This is a genomic window from Stagnihabitans sp., from assembly GCF_964946895.1.
Genome location: NZ_CBBQHX010000028.1, coordinates 26,462 through 43,825, shown reverse-complemented (window position 1 = coordinate 43,825; position 17,364 = coordinate 26,462). Strand labels below are relative to the sequence as shown.

The following is a 17,364-nucleotide window of genomic DNA, read 5'->3' as shown; positions in this document are numbered from 1 at the left end:
TGATTTACCCCTCTTTCCGCGCAATGCGGCCAAAGGTCAACTGTCGGCCCTTTCCCTTGCCCCCCGCTTTCGGCTAGTTTCCGCGCCAAACGCAGGAAAGGACCAGCCATGCCCGAAATCAAGGATCCCGAGAACACCATCATCCTCACCCTCAAAGGTGGCGACGTGGTGATTGCATTGCTTCCCGATGTAGCCCCCAAGCATGTCGAACGCATGAAACAACTTGCCCGCGATGGCGCTTATGACAATGTGGCCTTCCACCGCGTGATCGAAGGCTTCATGGCGCAGACCGGCGACGTGGAAAATGGCAACATGGAGAAAGACTTCAACCTGCGCCGCGCTGGCACGGGCGGGTCGCAGTACCCGGACGTTCCGGCCGAATTCTCGAACCTGCCGCATGACCGGGGCACGATTGGTGCGGCCCGCTCGTCGAACCCGAATTCGGCCAACAGCCAGTTCTTCATCAACTTCTCTGACAACCACTTCCTGAACAAGCAATACACGGTCTATGGCCGGGTGGTTTCGGGCATGGAACATGTCGACGCCATCGTCCGCGGCGAGCCGCCGGCCAAGCCCGACCGCATGATCTCTGTCAAGGTGGCCGCCGATGTTGCGTAACCTTCTGTCCGCCACGGCGCTGATCCTGCTGTCGGCTCCGGTCTTTGCCGATGTGGTCGACGGTCCCGGCCCCAACCTTGTGATCGAGGTGGATGGCGTGGCCAAGGGCGAGGTCGTCATCGACCTCTCGTCGGATCTGGCCCCGAAAGCCGTTGCGCAAATCGTGGCGCTGGCCAAATCGGGCGCCTATGACAACGTGGTGTTTCACCGCGTGATCGACGGTTTCATGGCGCAGACCGGCGATGTGAAATACGGCAAGAAGGGCAGCGACACCTCTATGGCCGGCATGGGCGGATCGGACATGCCCGACCTGCCGTCCGAATTTTCGGCAGCGCCCTTTGATCGGGGTGCCGTGGGCATGGCGCGGGCCAATGACCCGAACTCGGCCAACAGCCAGTTCTTCATCATGTTCGCCCCCGGTGACTTCCTGAACGGCCAGTACACGGTCGTCGGCCATGTCATCAAAGGCATGGAGGTCGTCGATGCCATCAAGCGCGGCGACGGCGCCAATGGCGAGGTCAAGGACCCCGACGTGATGACGAAAGTCACCGTGCAGGAATAAGCCTCAAGGCCCGCCGCATCCCGGCGGGCCTTCTTGCCTGACGAAGGCCTGCGTTCTCTTGCAGAAGCAACCCATCCCCCGGAGACTGACATGGAACACCGCCGCCTCGGCCGATCAGGCCTGATGGTTCCCGTTTTGACGCTTGGCACCGGCACTTTCGGCGGCAAGGGCGATTTCTTCAAGGCCTGGGGCGCCACCGACGCCACCGAGGCGACGCGGCTGGTCGACATCTGCCTTGACGCGGGCCTGACCATGTTTGACAGCGCCGATGTCTATTCCGCCGGGACTGCCGAGGAAATCCTGGGGGCCGCCATCAAGGGCCGCCGCGACAAGGTGCTGATTTCCACCAAGGCCACCTTCCAGTTTGAACCCGGCCCCAACTCTGTCGGCTCCTCGCGGTTTCACCTTGTGAAGGCGGTGGACGCGGCGCTGAAGCGGCTTGGGACCGACCATATCGACCTGTTCCAGTTGCACGGCTTTGATGCCCTGACCCCGCAGGAAGAGGTGCTGGGTACGCTCGATGACCTCGTGAGTGCTGGCAAGTTGCGTTATATCGGCTGCTCGAATTTCTCGGGCTGGCACCTGATGAAATCGCTGGCGGTGTCCGACCGCTATGGCCTGACCCGGCATGTCGCGCATCAGGCCTATTACTCGCTTCTGGGCCGCGATTATGAATGGGAACTGATGCCGCTTGGCCTTGATCAGGGCGTCGGCGCCGTGGTGTGGAGCCCCTTGGGATGGGGCCGCCTGGGCGGCAAGTACCGTCGCAGCAACCCGATCGGCGCGTCGTCCCGCGCCGCGCAGAATGGCAATTCCGCCCCGCCGGTGGCGGATGAGGTGTTCTACAACGTGATGGATGTGCTGGATGCGATTGCTGCAGAGAGCGGCAAGACCGTCGCGCAGATCGCCCTGAACTGGGTCCTGTCGCGCCCCACCGTGTCCAGCGTGATCATCGGCGCCCGCACCGAGGCCCAACTGCGCGAGAACCTGGGCGCGGTGGGCTGGCACCTGACCGCCGATCAGCTGGAGCGTCTGGACCAGGTCAGCCGCCCGGCCTTGCCTTATCCCTACTGGCACCAGAACGGCTTCAGCCGGAACCCTGCGCCGGTCTGACGGGAAGGCGCTCTGCGGACCCGGCTGGGGGGCTTCGCGCCCCCCAGACCCCCCGCGGGATATTTGGAGAAGGCGAAGGGAAACAGGGCTCAGCCGAGGATCACCAAGGCATGCCGCTTCTTGCCCGCGGTCAGTTTCAGGGGTTCGGCCAGTTCGCCGGCACCGATGCGTTGGCCGGCGTCAAGGACGACCTCATCATTCATCTTGGCGCCGCCTTCGGTTATCAGGCGCTTGGCATCCTTGCCGGTGGCGGCAAGGCCGGAACGGACGAAAAGCTGCGCCACGGTGATGCCGTCCGCGATTTCGGTGGGCGACAGGGTCAGGGTGGGCAGGTCGTCGCCGACGCCGCCTTTTTCAAAGACCTCTTTCGCGGTGGCCTCGGCGGTCGCAGCCGCCTCGGCCCCATGCAGCAGGGTGGTCACGGCATTGGCGAGGGCGATTTTTCCCAGATTGATCTCGGACCCCAGCAACGCGCCGAGGCGATTGCACTCCTCCAGGGGCAGGTCGGTGTAGAGCTTCAGGAACCGGCCCACGTCGGCATCGGTGGTGTTGCGCCAGAATTGCCAGAATTCGTAGGGGGAAAGCAGGTCGGCGTTCAGCCAGACGGCGCCGTTCTGGCTTTTGCCCATCTTCTTTCCATCGCTGGTGGTCAGCAAGGGTGAGGTCAGGCCGTAGACCTCATGCTCCACCACGCGGCGGGTCAGGTCGACGCCGTTGACGATATTGCCCCACTGATCGCTGCCGCCCATCTGGATCAGGCAGCCATAGCGGCGGTTCAGTTCCAGAAAGTCATAGGCCTGCAGGATCATGTAGTTGAATTCGAGGAAGGACAGCGACTGCTCGCGGTCGAGCCGGGATTTGACCGACTCGAAGGACAGCATCCGGTTGACCGAGAAATGCTTGCCGATGTCGCGCAGGAAGCCGATGTAATTCAGCCCGTCCAGCCATTCGGCATTGTTGACCATGACGGCATCGTTCGCCCCATCGCCGAAGGTGATGTAGGGCGTGAAGGCGCGCTTGATGCCGGCGATGTTGTCGTCGATCTGGGCATTGGTCAGCAGGGGCCGCTCGTCGGCCCGGAAGGACGGATCACCGATCTTCGTGGTCCCGCCGCCCATCAGCACGATCGGCTTGCCGCCACATTTCTGCAGCCAGCGCAGCATCATGATCTGGATCAGAGAGCCGACATGCAGGCTTTTGGCGGTGGCATCAAAGCCGATGTAGCCCGGCACCACGCCTTTGAGGAAGGCCTCATCCAGCGCCTGATAATCGGTGCAGTCGGCCAGATAGCCGCGCTCCATCATCACGCGCATGAAATCGGATTTCGGATGGTAGGTCATGGTGCCCTCATTTACTAAGCTAGGCAGTAAGGTAGCAGGTCTATAACGGGGGCGGACATGAAGGGAAAGATGCAAGCGCCGCTTTGGGTCTTGGGAACCATGTCAGGCACCTCGTTGGACGGTGTGGACGCGGCGATGGTGCTGACCGATGGCATCCGGGTGCTGGACTTCGGGCCCGACGCCTACCGTCCCTATTCGCAGACCGAGCGGTCGATGATCCGCAAGGCGTTCGGCCAATGGCCCGGCGATCCCGATGTGGCGGCCGCGGCAGAGGTGGTGGAAACCGCCCATGCCGAACTGATCTCGCGCTTTTCGCATGTGGCGCTGGTGGGCTTTCACGGCCAGACGCTGGCCCATGACCCGGGCGGACGTGGCACCCATCAGGCCGGCAACGGGGCGCTTTTGGCCGAGGCCCTGGGCCTTCCCGTGATCTGGGATTTTCGCAGCGCCGATGTGGAACTGGGCGGGCAGGGCGCGCCGCTTGTCCCCTTCTTTCACCATGCGCTGGCCCGCCGCATCGGGGTCAGCGCACCGCTGGCCATTCTCAACCTTGGCGGTGTTGGCAATGTCACGTGGATCGACCCGCGCCGTGCGGAACCCGAGGTGCCCGGCGCGCTCTTGGCCTTCGACACCGGCCCTGCCAATGCGCCGCTCAACGACCTGATGCTGGCGCGGCAGGGCAGGGCGCTGGACGAGGGCGGCACTTTGGCCCTGTCCGGCACGCCCGACGCACAGGTGATCGCGCATTTTCTCGAACATCACTTCTTCTACCGGATGCCGCCGAAGTCATTGGACCGCAACGCCTTCGACCTGCTGGACGCGGTGGCGCATCTGGGTGACGCCGATGCGCTGGCCACCCTGACCCATTGCGTCGCGGCCGCCGTGGCCAAGGCGGCCGAGCATTTTCCGGCCCCCATCTCCCAACTTCTTGTGGCCGGCGGCGGGCGCCACAATCAGGCCCTGATGCAGGCGCTTGCGGCCCGCATGCCCAACGTCGCCACGGTGGAGACCCAAGGCCTGAACGGCGACATGCTGGAGGCGCAGGCCTTCGCCTACCTTGCTGCCCGCGTCACAGCCGGCCTGCCGACCTCGTGCCCCTCGACCACCGGCGTTCCCGCTGCGGTGGGCGGTGGCAAGATCAGCCAGCCCTAGGTGCCGCCGGGCCTTGCCCCCTGCTGTTGCAGGATGGCCTAGGCCTTTGGGATAGGCCCGCTCCCGCATGGGCAAAGCGCCTGTCCCTTTGCAGGGCAGCATCGCGGCGGCGCAGACCTTAGTCCTGTCGGACATTGAGTGACCCGGAAACCGCCGTGGTCACGCAACACCACGACAGGAGACCGACCGATGAAACACCCCCTTCTCACTCTCGCCGCCATTGCCTTGGGAAGCCAACTGGCGATGACCACGGCGCTGATGGCCGAGTCCAATTCCGGCAAGCCGGACCAGAGCGCCAGCGAAGCGCAAACCGCCCATGGCGAAGACGACAAGTCGAAGTCCGGGTCTGACGGCTGCAGCTGTGATCAGCTCGCCGCTGACAAGGCCGCGGCCGACAAGGCGGCAGTGGAGGCGGCCAAGGCCGATGCCGATGCCAAGGCCAAGGCCGTCGCAGACGCGCGCGCCAAGGCGCAGGCTGATGCCGACAAGGCCAAGGCGGACGCCGATGCCGCGGCCAAGGCCGTTGCCGAAGCACGCGCCAAGGCACAAGCCGATGCTGATGCCGCCAAGGCGGTTGCCGATGCCAAGGCCAAGGCCGTCGCGGACGCGCGCGCCAAGGCGCAGGCCGATGCCGATGCGGCCAAGGCTGTTGCGGACGCCAAGGCCAAGGCCGTCGCAGAGGCTCGCGCCAAGGCGCAGGCCGACGCCGATGCCGCCAAGGCGGTTGCCGATGCCAAGGCCAAGGCCGTCGCAGACGCCCGCGCTCAGGAACAGGCCGCTGCCGCCGCCAAGGATGCCGCGCAAGCCAAGGCCCTCGCTGAGGCGCAGGCCAAGGCTCAGGCCGATATCGACGCGGCCAAGGCTGCCGCCGATGCCAAGGCCAAAGCCGTTGCCGAAGCCCAGGCCAAGGCCAAGGCCGATGCCGATGCAGCCAAGGCAGAGGCCGACGCCAAGGCCAAAGCCGTCGCCGAGGCGCAAGCCAAGGCCAAGGCTGATGCTGACAAGGCTGCCCAAGACGCGGCTAAGGCCAGGGAAGTCGCAGCCGAGCTCAAGGCCCAGGCGGACGCCAAGGCCAAGCAGGCGGCCGACAAGGCAAAGCACGACGCCGAAGCCAAGGCTCAGGCCGAAGCGGCGAAGGCCAAGGCCGATGCCGCCGCCAAGCTGAAAGCCGCCGCGGACGCCAAGGCTGCCGCCGATGCCAAGGCCGCCGCCGCGGCAAAAGCCTGCGCCGACGCCAAAGTCAAAGCCGCAGCCGCGGCGCAAGCCAAGGCCAAGGCAGATGCTGAGGCCAAGGTGAAGTCAGAAGCCGAAGCCCACGCCAAAGAAAAGGCCGACGCCGAAGCCAAGGCGAAGGCCGAAGCCGATGCCAAAGCCAAGGAAAAGGCCCAAGGCGGCAAGGACAACTGAGCCGGCGCGCCGGCGCCCCTGCGCCGCCGTCGACCCGACCCGCAGTGTCAAAAGACTGTGCCTTGACCCAGCAAAGGCCCGACCCGGTGTGAACCGGACCGGGCCTTTGCCTTGCAAGCTTGCCCCGCCCTGTCGTCAGGCTCTGGCGATATAGCGCCGCATCGCGGCATCGACGCCAGACGCCCAGATGAAATCCAAAGCCTCGGCAAAGCGCGCCACGAAAGCGTCGTTCTTGACCAGATCGCCATAGACCGCATCCATCCCGATCCATGCCGCCGGGTTGCTGCGCGCCTCAACCGCACGGGCCTGCAGCAGGTCCCAGTTCGGGTCATTGGGCTCGATAACCGCGCCCGCTTCGGTCGTGCCAAAGCAATAGCGGCACCACATGGCCGACAGCAGCGTCAGCCCCTCGGCACTGCCCCCTGCGGCCAGCACGTCGCGGATCGAGGGCACGATGAACTTGGGCTGCCGGTTCGACCCGTCCAGACACAGCCGCCGTTCAGTATCTGCCACCTCGGGGTTCGAGAAGCGGTCGATGATCAGCGTCTTGTACGCGTTCAGATCCTGCCCGGGCACCGGAGGGACGATCGGCAGGATTTCCCGACTTTCGATGGCATCAAGGAAGGCCGGGATCAGTGGATCGGCCATCGCCTCATGCACGAAATGGATCCCCTTGAGCCCGCCGGGATAAGCGATGATCGCATGTCCGCCGTTCAGGATGCGGATCTTCATCGTCTCAAATGCATGGACGGCATCGGTGAAGGTCACGCCGACCTTCTCCAGCGCCGGACGGCCAGCGGGGAAGTTGTCCTCCAGCACCCATTGCCGGAAGGGTTCGCAGGTCACCGGCACCGGATCGTCGCCCAGACCGAATTCGGCCGCCATCGCCCGTTCGCGCGGACCGGTGGCCGGGGTGATGCGGTCCACCATGCCGTTGGGGAAGGCAACGTGGGTCTTGATCCAATCGGCCAGATCGGGGTCCGACAGCCGTGCCGTGCCCACGACGGCCGCTTGCGCGACATGGCCATTGCCGGGCAGGTTGTCGCACGACATCACGGTGAACGGTACGATCCCCGCCGCCCGCCGCGCGTTCAGCGCCGCGACGATGGCACCGAAGGCGGTGGCCGGATGCGCCGGATTGGCGCCATCCGCGGCTATCTCGGGTGCGGTCGGGTCGAACTGACCGGTGGAATCGACGAAATAGCCGCCCTCTGTCACCGTCAAGGACACGATGCGGATTTCCGGCCGGGCCATCGCAGCGATCAGGCTGGCATTGTCCGCCTCCACCGGCAGAAAGTCGATCATCGATCCGATCCGCCGCGCCGATTTGGCCTTGGGGTCCAGCTCGATCACCGTGGACAGGCAATCCTGCCCGCGCAGGGCATCGCGCATCCGGGCATCGGGTGCCCGCACGCCGGCACCCAGAATGGCCCAGTCCTGATCCAGCCCAAGGGCGAACAGGTCGTCAAGATAGACGGCCATATGCGCCCGGTGAAAGTTGCCCAGACCGATGTGGACGATCCCCGGCTTCAAGGCCTTGCGGTCATAGCTTGGCAAAGTGGCTTTCATGATCATGCCATCCAGTTGCCGCCGTCCACGCCGAAGCATTGGGCGACGATGTAATCGGCTTCCGATGTGGCAAGGAAGATCGCCATGCCGGTCAGGTCTTGTGCCACACCCATGCGGCCAAAGGGCACCGCAGCGCCCACCTCGTGCTTCTTCTGGCCGGGGGCCTTGCCTTCATATTTGGCAAAGAAGGCATCGACGCCGTCCCAATGTTCGCCATCCACCACGCCCGGAGCGATGGCGTTCACGTTGATCTTGTGCTTGATCAGATCAAGACCGGCGCTTTGCGTCAGGCTGATGACAGCGGCTTTGGACGCGCAGTAGACGCCCACCAGCCCCTCACCCCGACGTCCGGCCTGACTGGCCATGTTGATGATCTTGCCGCCGTCGCCGCGGGCCATCATGTGATGGGCGGCAGCTTGCAGGCAGAATAAAGTGCCCGACACGTTCACACTGAACAGACGTTCGTAATCGGCCCGGGTGATCTCTGCGATGGGGGCCGCAGAGAACAGGGCGGCGTTGTTGACCAGAATGTCCAGCTTGCCCATCGTGCCTATGGCTTGGGCAAAGCCCGCTTCGATGCTGTCGGCGCGGGTCACATCCATCTGCACCGGCACCGCCATCGGGCCCAGTGCCGCAGCGGCTTTGGCCACGGCCTCGGCATTGATGTCGGCCAACGCCACGGTGGCGCCTTCCGCGATATAGGCCCGGGCGAATTCAAAGCCGATGCCACGCGCGGCGCCGGTGATCAGGGCGGTCTTGCCTTGCAGTCTCATGCCAGTGTCTTTCCATCGGGGCCAAAGCGGTGCGTCTTGCCAGCCTGCGGGGCCAGCCGGATCTGATCGCCATGGCGCAGTTTGATTTCGCCTCCGGCCCGCACGTTGATCGTGCCAACCGCGTCGGTGGAGACCTTGAGGAAGGTGTCCGAGCCGAGATGCTCGGACAGGCCGACAACCCCCGCCCAACCGCCCTCGGCCACAATATCCAGATGTTCAGGTCGGATGCCGATGGTGGTGGCCCCCAGCTTGGCCGCCTCGGCCCCGGTGATCAGGTTCATCTTGGGCGACCCGATGAAGCCTGCCACGAAGGTGTTCGCCGGGTGTTCATAAAGGGTCAGCGGAGAGCCCACCTGTTCGATCCGCCCCGCATTCAGCACGACGATCTTGTCAGCCATGGTCATGGCTTCGACCTGATCATGGGTCACATAGATCATCGTGGTTTTCAGCTGCTGGTGCAGTTCGGTGATTTCCTGCCGCATGTTCACCCGCAAGGCGGCGTCGAGGTTCGACAAAGGCTCGTCAAACAGGAACGCCTTGGGTTCGCGAACAATCGCCCGGCCAATCGCCACGCGCTGGCGCTGCCCGCCGGAGAGCTGCCCCGGACGACGGTCAAGGTAGTTGGTCAGGTTCAGCACCTTGGCGGCGGACTGCACCTTGGCCTCCTGCTGTTCTGCCGTCATGCCGGCCATCTTCAGCGGGAAGGCAATGTTCTTCCTGACCGACATGTGCGGATAAAGCGCATAGGACTGGAACACCATCGCCAGCCCGCGCTTGGCGGGGGGCAGGTCGGTGGCATCTGCGCCGTCGATCTGGATGCCGCCCGAGGTGACATCCTCCAGCCCGGCAATCAGCCGCAGCAGGGTGGACTTGCCGCAGCCCGAAGGCCCCACGAAGACGACGAACTCGCCATCCTCGATCCGCAGGTCGATCGAGGGGATGACATCCACCTCGCCAAAGGATTTCCGCACGGCGTTGAGCGTGATTTGTCCCATTTTGTCCTCACTTCACCGCGCCAAAGGTCAGGCCACGGACGAGTTGTTTCTGGCTGAACCAGCCCAAGATCAGGATTGGCGCGATGGCCATGGTCGAGGCCGCCGAGAGTTTTGCGTAAAACAGCCCCTCGGGAGAGGAATAGCTGGCGATGAACTGCGTCAAGGGAGCCGCATCATGCGTGGTCAGTTGCAGGGTCCAGAACGCCTCGTTCCACGCCAGGATGACGTTGAGCAGCATGGTCGAGGCGATGCCGGGCACGGCCATCGGCGTCAGAACGTACAGGATTTCTGACCGCAGCGATGCGCCGTCCATCCGGGCCGCCTCAAGGATTTCGCCGGGGATTTCCTTGAAGTAGGTGTACAGCATCCAGACCACAATCGGCAGGTTGATCAGGGTCATCACAGCCACCAGCCCGGTGCGGGTGTCCAGAAGGCCAAGGTCCTTGAAGCCCAGATACATCGGGATCAAGACGCCCACGGCCGGCATCATCTTGGTCGACAGCATCCACATCAACAGGTCTTTGGTCCGCTTGCCCGGCACAAAGGCCATAGCCCATGCCGCAGGAATGGCGATGATCAGGGCCAGAATGGTCGAGCCGACCGAAATCACCACCGAGTTGAAGAAGTGCAGCGAGTAGTTCGACCGCGTCTGCACCTCGGCATAGCTGTCAAAGCTCCACGGCGACAGCAGCATGTCGAGCGGCGATTTGATCGCATCCCCTTCGGCATGGAAGCTCATCAGGATCGTCCACAGGATCGGGAAGAAGATCAGAAATCCCACGGCCCAGGCGGCGACAGTGGTCAGACCTTTGCGGGTGTTGGTGACTTTGCGTGCCATGATGTCCCCTCAGGCGTCCAGATTCTTGCCGATCATGCGCATCACGAAGAACGCAACGATATTGGCCAGGATCACCGCGACGATACCGCCCGCCGATCCGCCACCTACGTCGTAGTTCAACAGCGACTGCACATAAACGAGGTAGGTGATGGTGGTGGAAGCCGTACCCGGGCCGCCATTGGTGGTGACGAAAATCTCGGCAAAGACCGACAGAAGGAAGATGGTCTGGATCAGGATGACCACCGTGATGGCGCGGGTCAGATGCGGCACGGTCAGGTAAATGAAGCGCGACAGCCAAGACGCGCCGTCCATCTCAGCCGCCTCTTGCTGCTCGGAATCAAGGCTTTGCAAAGAGGTGAGCAGGATCAGCGTCGAAAACGGCAGCCATTGCCAGGCCACGATGACGATGATCGACAGCAGGGGGGCCTGGCTCAGGAAATCATAAGGCGCCAGTCCCAGACCGCGGGCGATATGGGCAAACATGCCATTCACCGGGTTCATGAACATGTTCTTCCAGACCAGCGCCGACACGGTGGGCATCACGAAGAACGGCGCAATGACCAGAACCCGCACCACGCCCTGACCCCAGAACGGCATGTCCATCAGCAGGGCCAGAAGCACGCCGCCCATCACCGTGATCAGCAGCACGCCCACCACAATCGCGACCGTGTTCCACAGGGCCTGCAGGAAAGCATGGTCGGTGACGAAGTAGTAGTAATTCGAGAACCCGGCAAAGCCGGTCTGCATCGGGTTCAGCAGATTGTAGTGAATGAAGCTGAAGTAGATCGTCGTGGCCAAGGGCACGATCATCCAGCAAAACAACAAGATGACCGAGGGCGCCACCATGAACCGGGCGGCAAGGCGCGAATGCTGGGTGGCCATGGCAACCTCCAGAACGATTTCGGGGGAAGGGGAAAAAGAAACGGGGCCGCCCTTGGGAGACGCGGCCCCGTCCTGTCAGCTGATTACTTGATGTAACCGGCCTTGGTCATTTCCGTGGTCACAAGGTCCTGAGAGTTCTTCAGGGCATCCGCCGCAGAGGTCGTTCCAGCCAAGGCGGCCGAGAACTGCTGACCGACTTCCGTTGCAAACCCTTGGAATTCCGGGATCGCCACGAACTGCACGCCGGTATAGGGAACCGGGTCAACCGTCGGGTGGGTCGGGTCAGCCGCGTTGATGCTGTCCAGCGTCATCTTGGCGAAGGGCACTTTGGCGTATTCCGGGTTGGCATAGAGCGACGAGCGCGTGCCCGGGGGAACGTTGGCCCAGCCCTCTTTCGACGCCACAAGCGCCAGATAGTCGGGGTTGGTTGCCCAATCGACGAAGGCCTTGGCCGCTTCAACCTTGGCCGAACCCGCCGGGATCGCCAAAGACCAGGCCCACAGCCAGTTGCCGCGCTTGCCCAGACCATTGTCGGGGGCGAGTGCGAAGCCAACCTTGTCCGCCACGGTCGAGTCCTTGCCGGTCACGAAGGAAGCCGCAACGGTGGCGTCGATCCACATGCCGCAATGGCCTTGCTGGAACAGCGCCAGGTTTTCGTTGAAGCCGTTGTTGGATGCGCCCGGAGGACCGTCTTTCGTCATCAGGTCGAGGTAGAAGTTGAGCGTGTCAGCCCAGGGCTTCTGGTCGAACTGGGGGTGCCAGTCCTTGTCGAACCACTTGGCGCCGAACGAGTTCGACATGGCGGTCAGGAAGGCCATGTTCTCGCCCCAGCCGGCCTTGCCGCGCAGGCAGATGCCGTAGGTGCCGCTGGCCTTGTCGGTCATGGCGTCAGCGGCTTTCTTGATGTCCGCCCAGGTGGGCGCGTCGGGCATCTTCAGGCCAGCTTTGTCCATCAGGTCCTTGCGGTACATGACCATCGACGATTCGCCATAGAAGGGCGAGGCGTAGAGATGGCCATCCACCGTCAGGCCGCCAGCGATCGCGGGCAGCAGGTCGTCTTTCTTGTAGTCTGCCGGCAGATCGTCCAGCGAGACCAGCCAGCCTTGCTTGCCCCAGATCGGAACTTCATAGGTGCCGATGGTCAGAACGTCGAACTGGCCGCCCTTGGTGGCGATGTCCGTCGTCACTTTTTGACGCAGGACGTTTTCTTCCAGCGTCACCCAATTGACGTGAATGTCAGGGTGCTTGGCGTAGAAGTCATCCATCAGCCCCTGCATGCGGATCATGTCGCCGTTGTTCACGGTGGCCACAGTGATCTCAGTCGTAGCAGCCGCAGCCATACCCGCCAGGGTAAGCGCAGCCGTCGCGCCAAGAAGCGCGCGCAACGTCATATTCATTGGTATCCTCCCAGATCAGCGATTGAGCATTTCATCGCTTGATGGATAAATGCTCACACGACCCCGTGATCCGTCAAGAGGTTTCTTTCGCTGCAAATGCGAAGTGTCACAGGTTCAGGATGCCACTTGCAGTGGATTCGTCGGTGACTAACCCATTGAGAATGCGCGATTGCAGCGCCGCAGCAATCGCATGGACCTTGCTGGGCCCCGCCGCGATCCCGATGGCGGTGCGCGGCAGTCCCGGCTCGACCCGAACGCCGCCGGTCCGGCGATTGGTCCCGACCTCCAGGTAATTTCCCCGCGAATCATAGACCCAACCGGCCACTTCCCCGACCGCCCCGGCGGCCTGCATCTCGTCCAGTTCGGCGCGGGACACGAAGCCATCGGCCAGCAGCGGCGCGTCATTCGACATCTGGCCGACGCCCACGAAGATCACATCCGCCGCCCGCGCCAGATCAACCACCTTGCGCACCGGCCCCAAGGCATGAAACGCCGCGTTCTCCTCGGGCGTGGGCGAGATCACCGGCACCGGCATCGGGTAGTGCGGCGCGCGCACCTTGTCGGCAATCCGCATCACCACGTCGAAGAAACTGGCCGAGCCATCCGGCGCGATGTTGCCGATCAACGACACCAGCCGGTGCTGCGAGGCGTCGACCTCCTCCATCGCATCGACCATCCCGCGCATGCTGCGCCCGGTGCCAAGCGCGATCACCTTCGGCTCGGGCATCCGCAAGACCCGCTCCAGTTCCGCCGCCGCCGCCGGCGAGGTCGCCCGGACCAGATCCCCCCCCGCCCCGGGCGAGGGGGCAACCCGGCAGCGCGTCATGCCGTAACGGTCGGTCAATTCCGCCTCCAGCGTCAGGCAGGCGCCGATCCGGTGCGACAGGCGCACCTGAATAAGCCCCTCGGCCACCGCGCGCGAGACCAGTCGCTGCGCGCGCTGCCGTGACACGCCCAGTTCCGTGGCAATCTGATCCTGCGTCAGCCCGCCAAGGTAATATAGCCATCCTGCCCGCGCGGCCTCGTCATGCAAGCTGGGTTCGGAAGGGGCAGGGGTAATGATGCGGGCCATCAGGGCCTCCGGGGCAGGGCAGGGTGAAGATCAAAGAAGTCTGCGAAGCTATTGAAATGCAAGGCGGCCTTGGCATCCTGCGGCGCATCGAGGCTCAGCCCCGCCAGATGGCTGCCGCCGGTGAAGCGCCAGACCACCATGCCCGCCGCAAGCCCGGCGCGCACGCCGTTCAGACTGTCCTCGATCACCAGACACCGTGCGGGATCCACGGCCCGATCCGCCGCCACATGCAGGAACAGGTCCGGCGCAGGCTTGCCCCGCGCCACCATGGTCGCGGTGTAAAGCCCATCCCCCACCAGCCCGGCCAGCCCCGCAATCTCCAGGGACCGCGCGGCCCGCTTGGGGCTGGACGAGGTTGCAACACACCACGGCAGGTCCAGCCTCTGCAGCGCCGCCTTCACCCCGGGCATCACGCGCAAACCCACCTCGAAGGCGGCCATCAGGCGACTGCGGTACTGGTCCTCGAATTCCGGCGCCAGATCCAGCCCGAACTCCTTGCGGATCTGTGCCATCACGGTTGGATAGCTGCGGCCCAGAAAATGCTGTGCGACATAGGGCAGGTCGATCGTCACGCCCAGACCTTTCAGCTCGTCCACCAGCATCTGCGCGCTGATGATCTCGCTGTCGATCAGCACGCCGTCGCAATCGAATATGACCAGATCGAACATGAAGGCCTCCCTCGCATCGGTTTCCTCTCAAACAGGGGCTTTTGTCCAGCCCCTGCCCGTGGCAAGCAATCATCACCGATCGAGGAGAGCGCCATGCTGTTCGCCTACCGCACCGAAAACGGCAAGCTGGTGAGCGCGTCGCCGCAAGACGCGCTGTGGCTGGACCTGTGCAAACCCGATCCGGCCGAGGTGGCGCTGGCCGCCCCCCTGGTTCCCGAAGTGCCCACGCTGGAGGATCTGGAGGAAATCGAAATCTCCTCGCGGCTGTACCGCGAAGACGGGTTTGACTACCTGACCGTTCTGGTCCCCGGCCTGTCGCGCGAAGATGGCGTCACGCCGATCAACGGCCCGGTCGCCTTCATCCTGGGCAAGGGCCGTCTGGTCAGCGTGCGCTATCATTCCCCCCGCCCGTTCGAGACCTATGCCCCGCGCGCCGACAAGGTGGGCCTTGGTTGCGTCGGACCGGAGCGGGTCTTTCTGGGCCTGTGCGAGGAAATCATCGGCCGCATCGCCGACCTGATGGAAGGTGCGGGACGCGAGCTGGACAAGATCACCCGCCAGATCTTCACCACCGAGGGCATGGGGCCCGAAGCCGCCGTCCTGCAAAAGGCGCTGGAAACCTCGGGCCGGCAATCGGACATGGTCGGCAACTGCCGCCTGTCCCTGCTGACGCTGGAACGTGCGCTTGGCTTCTTCCGGCTTGGGCTGGAGGAACACGGCACGGTCGATCCCCTGAAGGCCACGATCATCGGCCTGTCGAAAGACATCCAGTCGCTGGAGGTGCATGGCGACTATCTGTCCTCGCGCGTTGCCCAAGCCACCGACGCGACCCTTGGCATGATCAATCTGGCGCAGAACACCACCGTGCGGATCGTTTCGGTCGTGGCGGTGCTGTTCCTGCCGCCGACGCTGATCGCCTCGATCTACGGCATGAACTTCCGCCTGATGCCAGAGCTGGACTTTGCCTTCGGCTACCCGATGGCTTTGGGCCTGATGGTGGCTTCGGCGCTGGTGACGTGGTTCGTGTTCAAATGGAAGAAATGGTTGTAAGGGACTGACCTGATGAAGATAATTAAGCTAGAGACCATCGGCAACGAATTCGTCACTTTCACCCGGCTGACCGCCGAAGACGGCAGTCAGGGCTGGGGCCAGCTGTCCACCTACAACGCCGACATCACCGCCGAAATCTTCCACCGTCAGGTCGCCCGCCACGCCATAGGCACCCGGATCGCCGATATGGAGGACACACTCCGCCTGATCTCCGAACGTGAGCACAAATATCCCGGCTCTTACCTGCGGCGGGCGCAGACCGGTCTTGATACCGCCGTCTGGGACTGGCGCGGCAAGACGGCCGACAAGCCTGTGGTCAGCCTGATCGGCGGACAGCCCGGCAAGTTGCGCGCCTATGCCAGTTCGATGAAGCGCGACATCAAGCCGGCAGATGAGGCCAAACGTTTCCTCAAACTGCGCGACGAACAGGGCTTCACCGCCTTCAAATGGCGCGTCGGGGCCGAGTGCGGGCGTGGGCGCGACGAATGGCCGGGCCGGACTGAGGCCGTAATTCCCACGGTTTCCAAGGCCTTGGGCGACGGCATTGACAAACTGGTCGATGGCAACTCTTGCTATGGCCCCAAAGCCGCCATCGAAGTCGGCCGCCTGCTGCAAGACAACGGCATCAACCATTTCGAGGAGCCCTGTCCCTATTGGGAGGTTGACCAGACCGCAGAAGTCCGCGCCGCCCTGACGATCGACGTGGCCGGAGGCGAGCAGGACTGCGAGTTCACCGCCTGGAAGCTGGCCATCGAACACAAGGCCGTCGACATCCTGCAACCCGATGTCATGTATCTGGGTGGCCTGTCACGCACACTGGAGGTTTGCCAGATGGGCGAAAATGCCGGTCTGCCGATCACCCCGCACGCCGCCAACCTGTCCTTGGTGACGATGTGCACCATGCATCTGCTGAAGGCGATCCCGAACCCCGGCAAGTACCTGGAATTCTCGATCGAAGGCCAGGATTACTACCCTTGGCAAGAAGGGCTGTTCCTCAATGACCCCTACCGGATCGAGGACGGCCATGCCATTGTCAGCGAAGCGCCGGGGTGGGGCGTCGAGATCCATCCCGATTTCCTTGCCCATGCCACCTACCGGGAGACAAGCCTATGAGCCAATCCATCCTGATCACCGGAGCGGGCTCCGGCATTGGGCGCGCCACCGCCTGGGCCTTCCTGCGGGCGGGCTGGAACGTCGGGCTGATCGGTCGCCGTGCCGATGCACTGGAAGAGACGGCCGCGGATGCCCCGAACGCCTTGATCCTGCCCTGTGACGTGACGGTGCCGGCACAGGTCGATGCGAGCTTTGCCCGCGCCCTGGAAACCTTCGGTCGCATTGACGCGCTGTTCAACAACGCCGGCATGTCCGCCAAGGCCGCCCCGATTGACGAGATCAGTGTCGACGACTGGCTTGCGGTGTCGAACGTCAACATCACCGGCATGTTCCTGTGCGCCCGTGCCGCCTTCCGCGCCATGCGCAACCAGACCCCGCAAGGCGGGCGCATCATCAACAACGGCTCGATTTCGGCCCATGTGCCGCGTCCGGGGTCGGTGCCCTACACGATGTCGAAACACGCGGTGACCGGGTTGACCCGCACCTTGGGCCTTGATGGCCGCGCCTTCAACATCGCTTGCGGCCAGATCGACATCGGCAACGCCCTGACCCAGATGGCCGCGCGCTTCCAGACCGGCGTGCCGCAAGCCGATGGCCAGATCAAGATCGAGCCGGTGATCGATGTGGATCATGTGGCGACAGCGGTCCTGCAGATGGCCAACCTGCCTTTGGAGGTCAACGTGCCCTTCATGACGATCATGGCCCGCGACATGCCCTACATCGGACGCGGCTAGGGCCTGCGGCCCCGCCCGATCTGCACGCCCGATCTGCACGTCCGATCTGGGGCAAATCCCCCAAGGACCGTCAGCGCCGGT

General features: G+C 63.8%; 17 protein-coding genes. 8 read left to right on the top strand and 9 right to left on the bottom strand.

Going from position 1 to position 17,364, the window contains the following annotated elements; all coding sequences use genetic code 11:
- Positions 1–108 precede the first annotated feature (108 nt).
- From AC1Y2B_RS16540 to AC1Y2B_RS16530, 3 genes are all read left to right on the top strand, one after another.
- Positions 109–618, top strand: coding sequence for a peptidylprolyl isomerase (locus tag AC1Y2B_RS16540; protein WP_482254214.1), 510 nt, complete (start codon positions 109–111; stop codon positions 616–618).
- Positions 608–1,180, top strand: coding sequence for a peptidylprolyl isomerase (locus AC1Y2B_RS16535; RefSeq protein ID WP_482254213.1), 573 nt, complete (start codon positions 608–610; stop codon positions 1,178–1,180). The genes AC1Y2B_RS16540 and AC1Y2B_RS16535 overlap by 11 nt, the downstream gene beginning before the upstream one ends.
- A gap of 90 nt (positions 1,181–1,270) precedes the next feature.
- Positions 1,271–2,293 carry an aldo/keto reductase gene (locus AC1Y2B_RS16530; protein WP_482254212.1) on the top strand — a complete coding sequence of 341 codons (1,023 nt, stop codon included), beginning with the start codon at positions 1,271–1,273 and terminating at the stop codon, positions 2,291–2,293.
- An 89-nt stretch (positions 2,294–2,382) separates the two neighbouring features.
- Here the strand turns inward: AC1Y2B_RS16530 and tyrS are convergent, their stop codons facing one another.
- Positions 2,383–3,633, bottom strand: coding sequence for a tyrosine--tRNA ligase (gene tyrS / locus AC1Y2B_RS16525; RefSeq protein WP_482254211.1), 1,251 nt, complete (start codon positions 3,631–3,633; stop codon positions 2,383–2,385).
- A 69-nt stretch (positions 3,634–3,702) separates the two neighbouring features.
- Here tyrS and AC1Y2B_RS16520 point away from each other — a divergent pair, with 69 nt between their 5' ends.
- Positions 3,703–4,785, top strand: a complete 1,083-nt coding sequence (locus AC1Y2B_RS16520) for an anhydro-N-acetylmuramic acid kinase (protein ID WP_482254210.1) — start codon at positions 3,703–3,705, stop codon at positions 4,783–4,785.
- Positions 4,786–4,974: 189 nt separating this feature from the next.
- The gene (locus tag AC1Y2B_RS16515; RefSeq protein WP_482254209.1) at positions 4,975–6,192 is read left to right on the top strand and encodes a hypothetical protein; all 1,218 of its coding nucleotides are present in this window, start codon (positions 4,975–4,977) and stop codon (positions 6,190–6,192) included.
- A 135-nt stretch (positions 6,193–6,327) separates the two neighbouring features.
- On the opposite strand, the gene AC1Y2B_RS16510 is transcribed toward AC1Y2B_RS16515, so the two are convergent.
- The 8 genes from AC1Y2B_RS16510 to AC1Y2B_RS16475 form a co-directional block, all read right to left on the bottom strand.
- Positions 6,328–7,767, bottom strand: a complete 1,440-nt coding sequence (locus AC1Y2B_RS16510) for a mannitol dehydrogenase family protein (RefSeq protein ID WP_482254208.1) — start codon at positions 7,765–7,767, stop codon at positions 6,328–6,330.
- Positions 7,764–8,534, bottom strand: a complete 771-nt coding sequence (locus AC1Y2B_RS16505; protein WP_482254207.1) for an L-iditol 2-dehydrogenase — start codon at positions 8,532–8,534, stop codon at positions 7,764–7,766. The genes AC1Y2B_RS16510 and AC1Y2B_RS16505 overlap by 4 nt, the downstream gene beginning before the upstream one ends.
- A complete protein-coding gene (locus AC1Y2B_RS16500) occupies positions 8,531–9,529 on the bottom strand; it encodes an ABC transporter ATP-binding protein (RefSeq protein WP_482254206.1) in 999 nt (332 codons plus the stop codon). Before AC1Y2B_RS16500 ends, AC1Y2B_RS16505 begins: the two co-directional genes overlap by 4 nt.
- A gap of 7 nt (positions 9,530–9,536) precedes the next feature.
- On the bottom strand, positions 9,537–10,367 hold the full coding sequence (locus AC1Y2B_RS16495; RefSeq protein ID WP_482254205.1) for a carbohydrate ABC transporter permease: 831 nt from the start codon (positions 10,365–10,367) through the stop codon (positions 9,537–9,539).
- A gap of 9 nt (positions 10,368–10,376) precedes the next feature.
- Positions 10,377–11,249: a carbohydrate ABC transporter permease gene (locus AC1Y2B_RS16490; RefSeq protein ID WP_482254204.1), complete on the bottom strand. Its 873-nt coding sequence runs from the start codon at positions 11,247–11,249 to the stop codon at positions 10,377–10,379.
- A gap of 83 nt (positions 11,250–11,332) precedes the next feature.
- On the bottom strand, positions 11,333–12,646 hold the full coding sequence (locus tag AC1Y2B_RS16485) for an ABC transporter substrate-binding protein (RefSeq protein WP_482254203.1): 1,314 nt from the start codon (positions 12,644–12,646) through the stop codon (positions 11,333–11,335).
- Positions 12,647–12,752: 106 nt separating this feature from the next.
- Positions 12,753–13,709 (bottom strand): sugar-binding transcriptional regulator, encoded by a 957-nt coding sequence (locus AC1Y2B_RS16480; RefSeq protein ID WP_482254236.1) that lies wholly within the window; start codon positions 13,707–13,709, stop codon positions 12,753–12,755.
- An 8-nt stretch (positions 13,710–13,717) separates the two neighbouring features.
- Positions 13,718–14,386, bottom strand: coding sequence for an HAD family hydrolase (locus AC1Y2B_RS16475; RefSeq protein ID WP_482254202.1), 669 nt, complete (start codon positions 14,384–14,386; stop codon positions 13,718–13,720).
- Positions 14,387–14,479: 93 nt separating this feature from the next.
- Between AC1Y2B_RS16475 and AC1Y2B_RS16470 the strand changes: the two genes are divergently transcribed.
- From AC1Y2B_RS16470 to AC1Y2B_RS16460, 3 genes are read left to right on the top strand one after another with little or no spacing between them, the layout of a single operon-like run.
- Positions 14,480–15,436 carry a magnesium transporter CorA family protein gene (locus AC1Y2B_RS16470; RefSeq protein WP_482254201.1) on the top strand — a complete coding sequence of 319 codons (957 nt, stop codon included), beginning with the start codon at positions 14,480–14,482 and terminating at the stop codon, positions 15,434–15,436.
- 12 nt (positions 15,437–15,448) lie between these two features.
- Positions 15,449–16,549 carry a mandelate racemase/muconate lactonizing enzyme family protein gene (locus tag AC1Y2B_RS16465; protein ID WP_482254200.1) on the top strand — a complete coding sequence of 367 codons (1,101 nt, stop codon included), beginning with the start codon at positions 15,449–15,451 and terminating at the stop codon, positions 16,547–16,549.
- Complete coding sequence (locus AC1Y2B_RS16460; RefSeq protein ID WP_482254199.1) at positions 16,546–17,283, top strand: SDR family oxidoreductase; 738 nt, start codon at positions 16,546–16,548, stop codon at positions 17,281–17,283. The genes AC1Y2B_RS16465 and AC1Y2B_RS16460 overlap by 4 nt, the downstream gene beginning before the upstream one ends.
- Positions 17,284–17,364 lie beyond the last annotated feature (81 nt).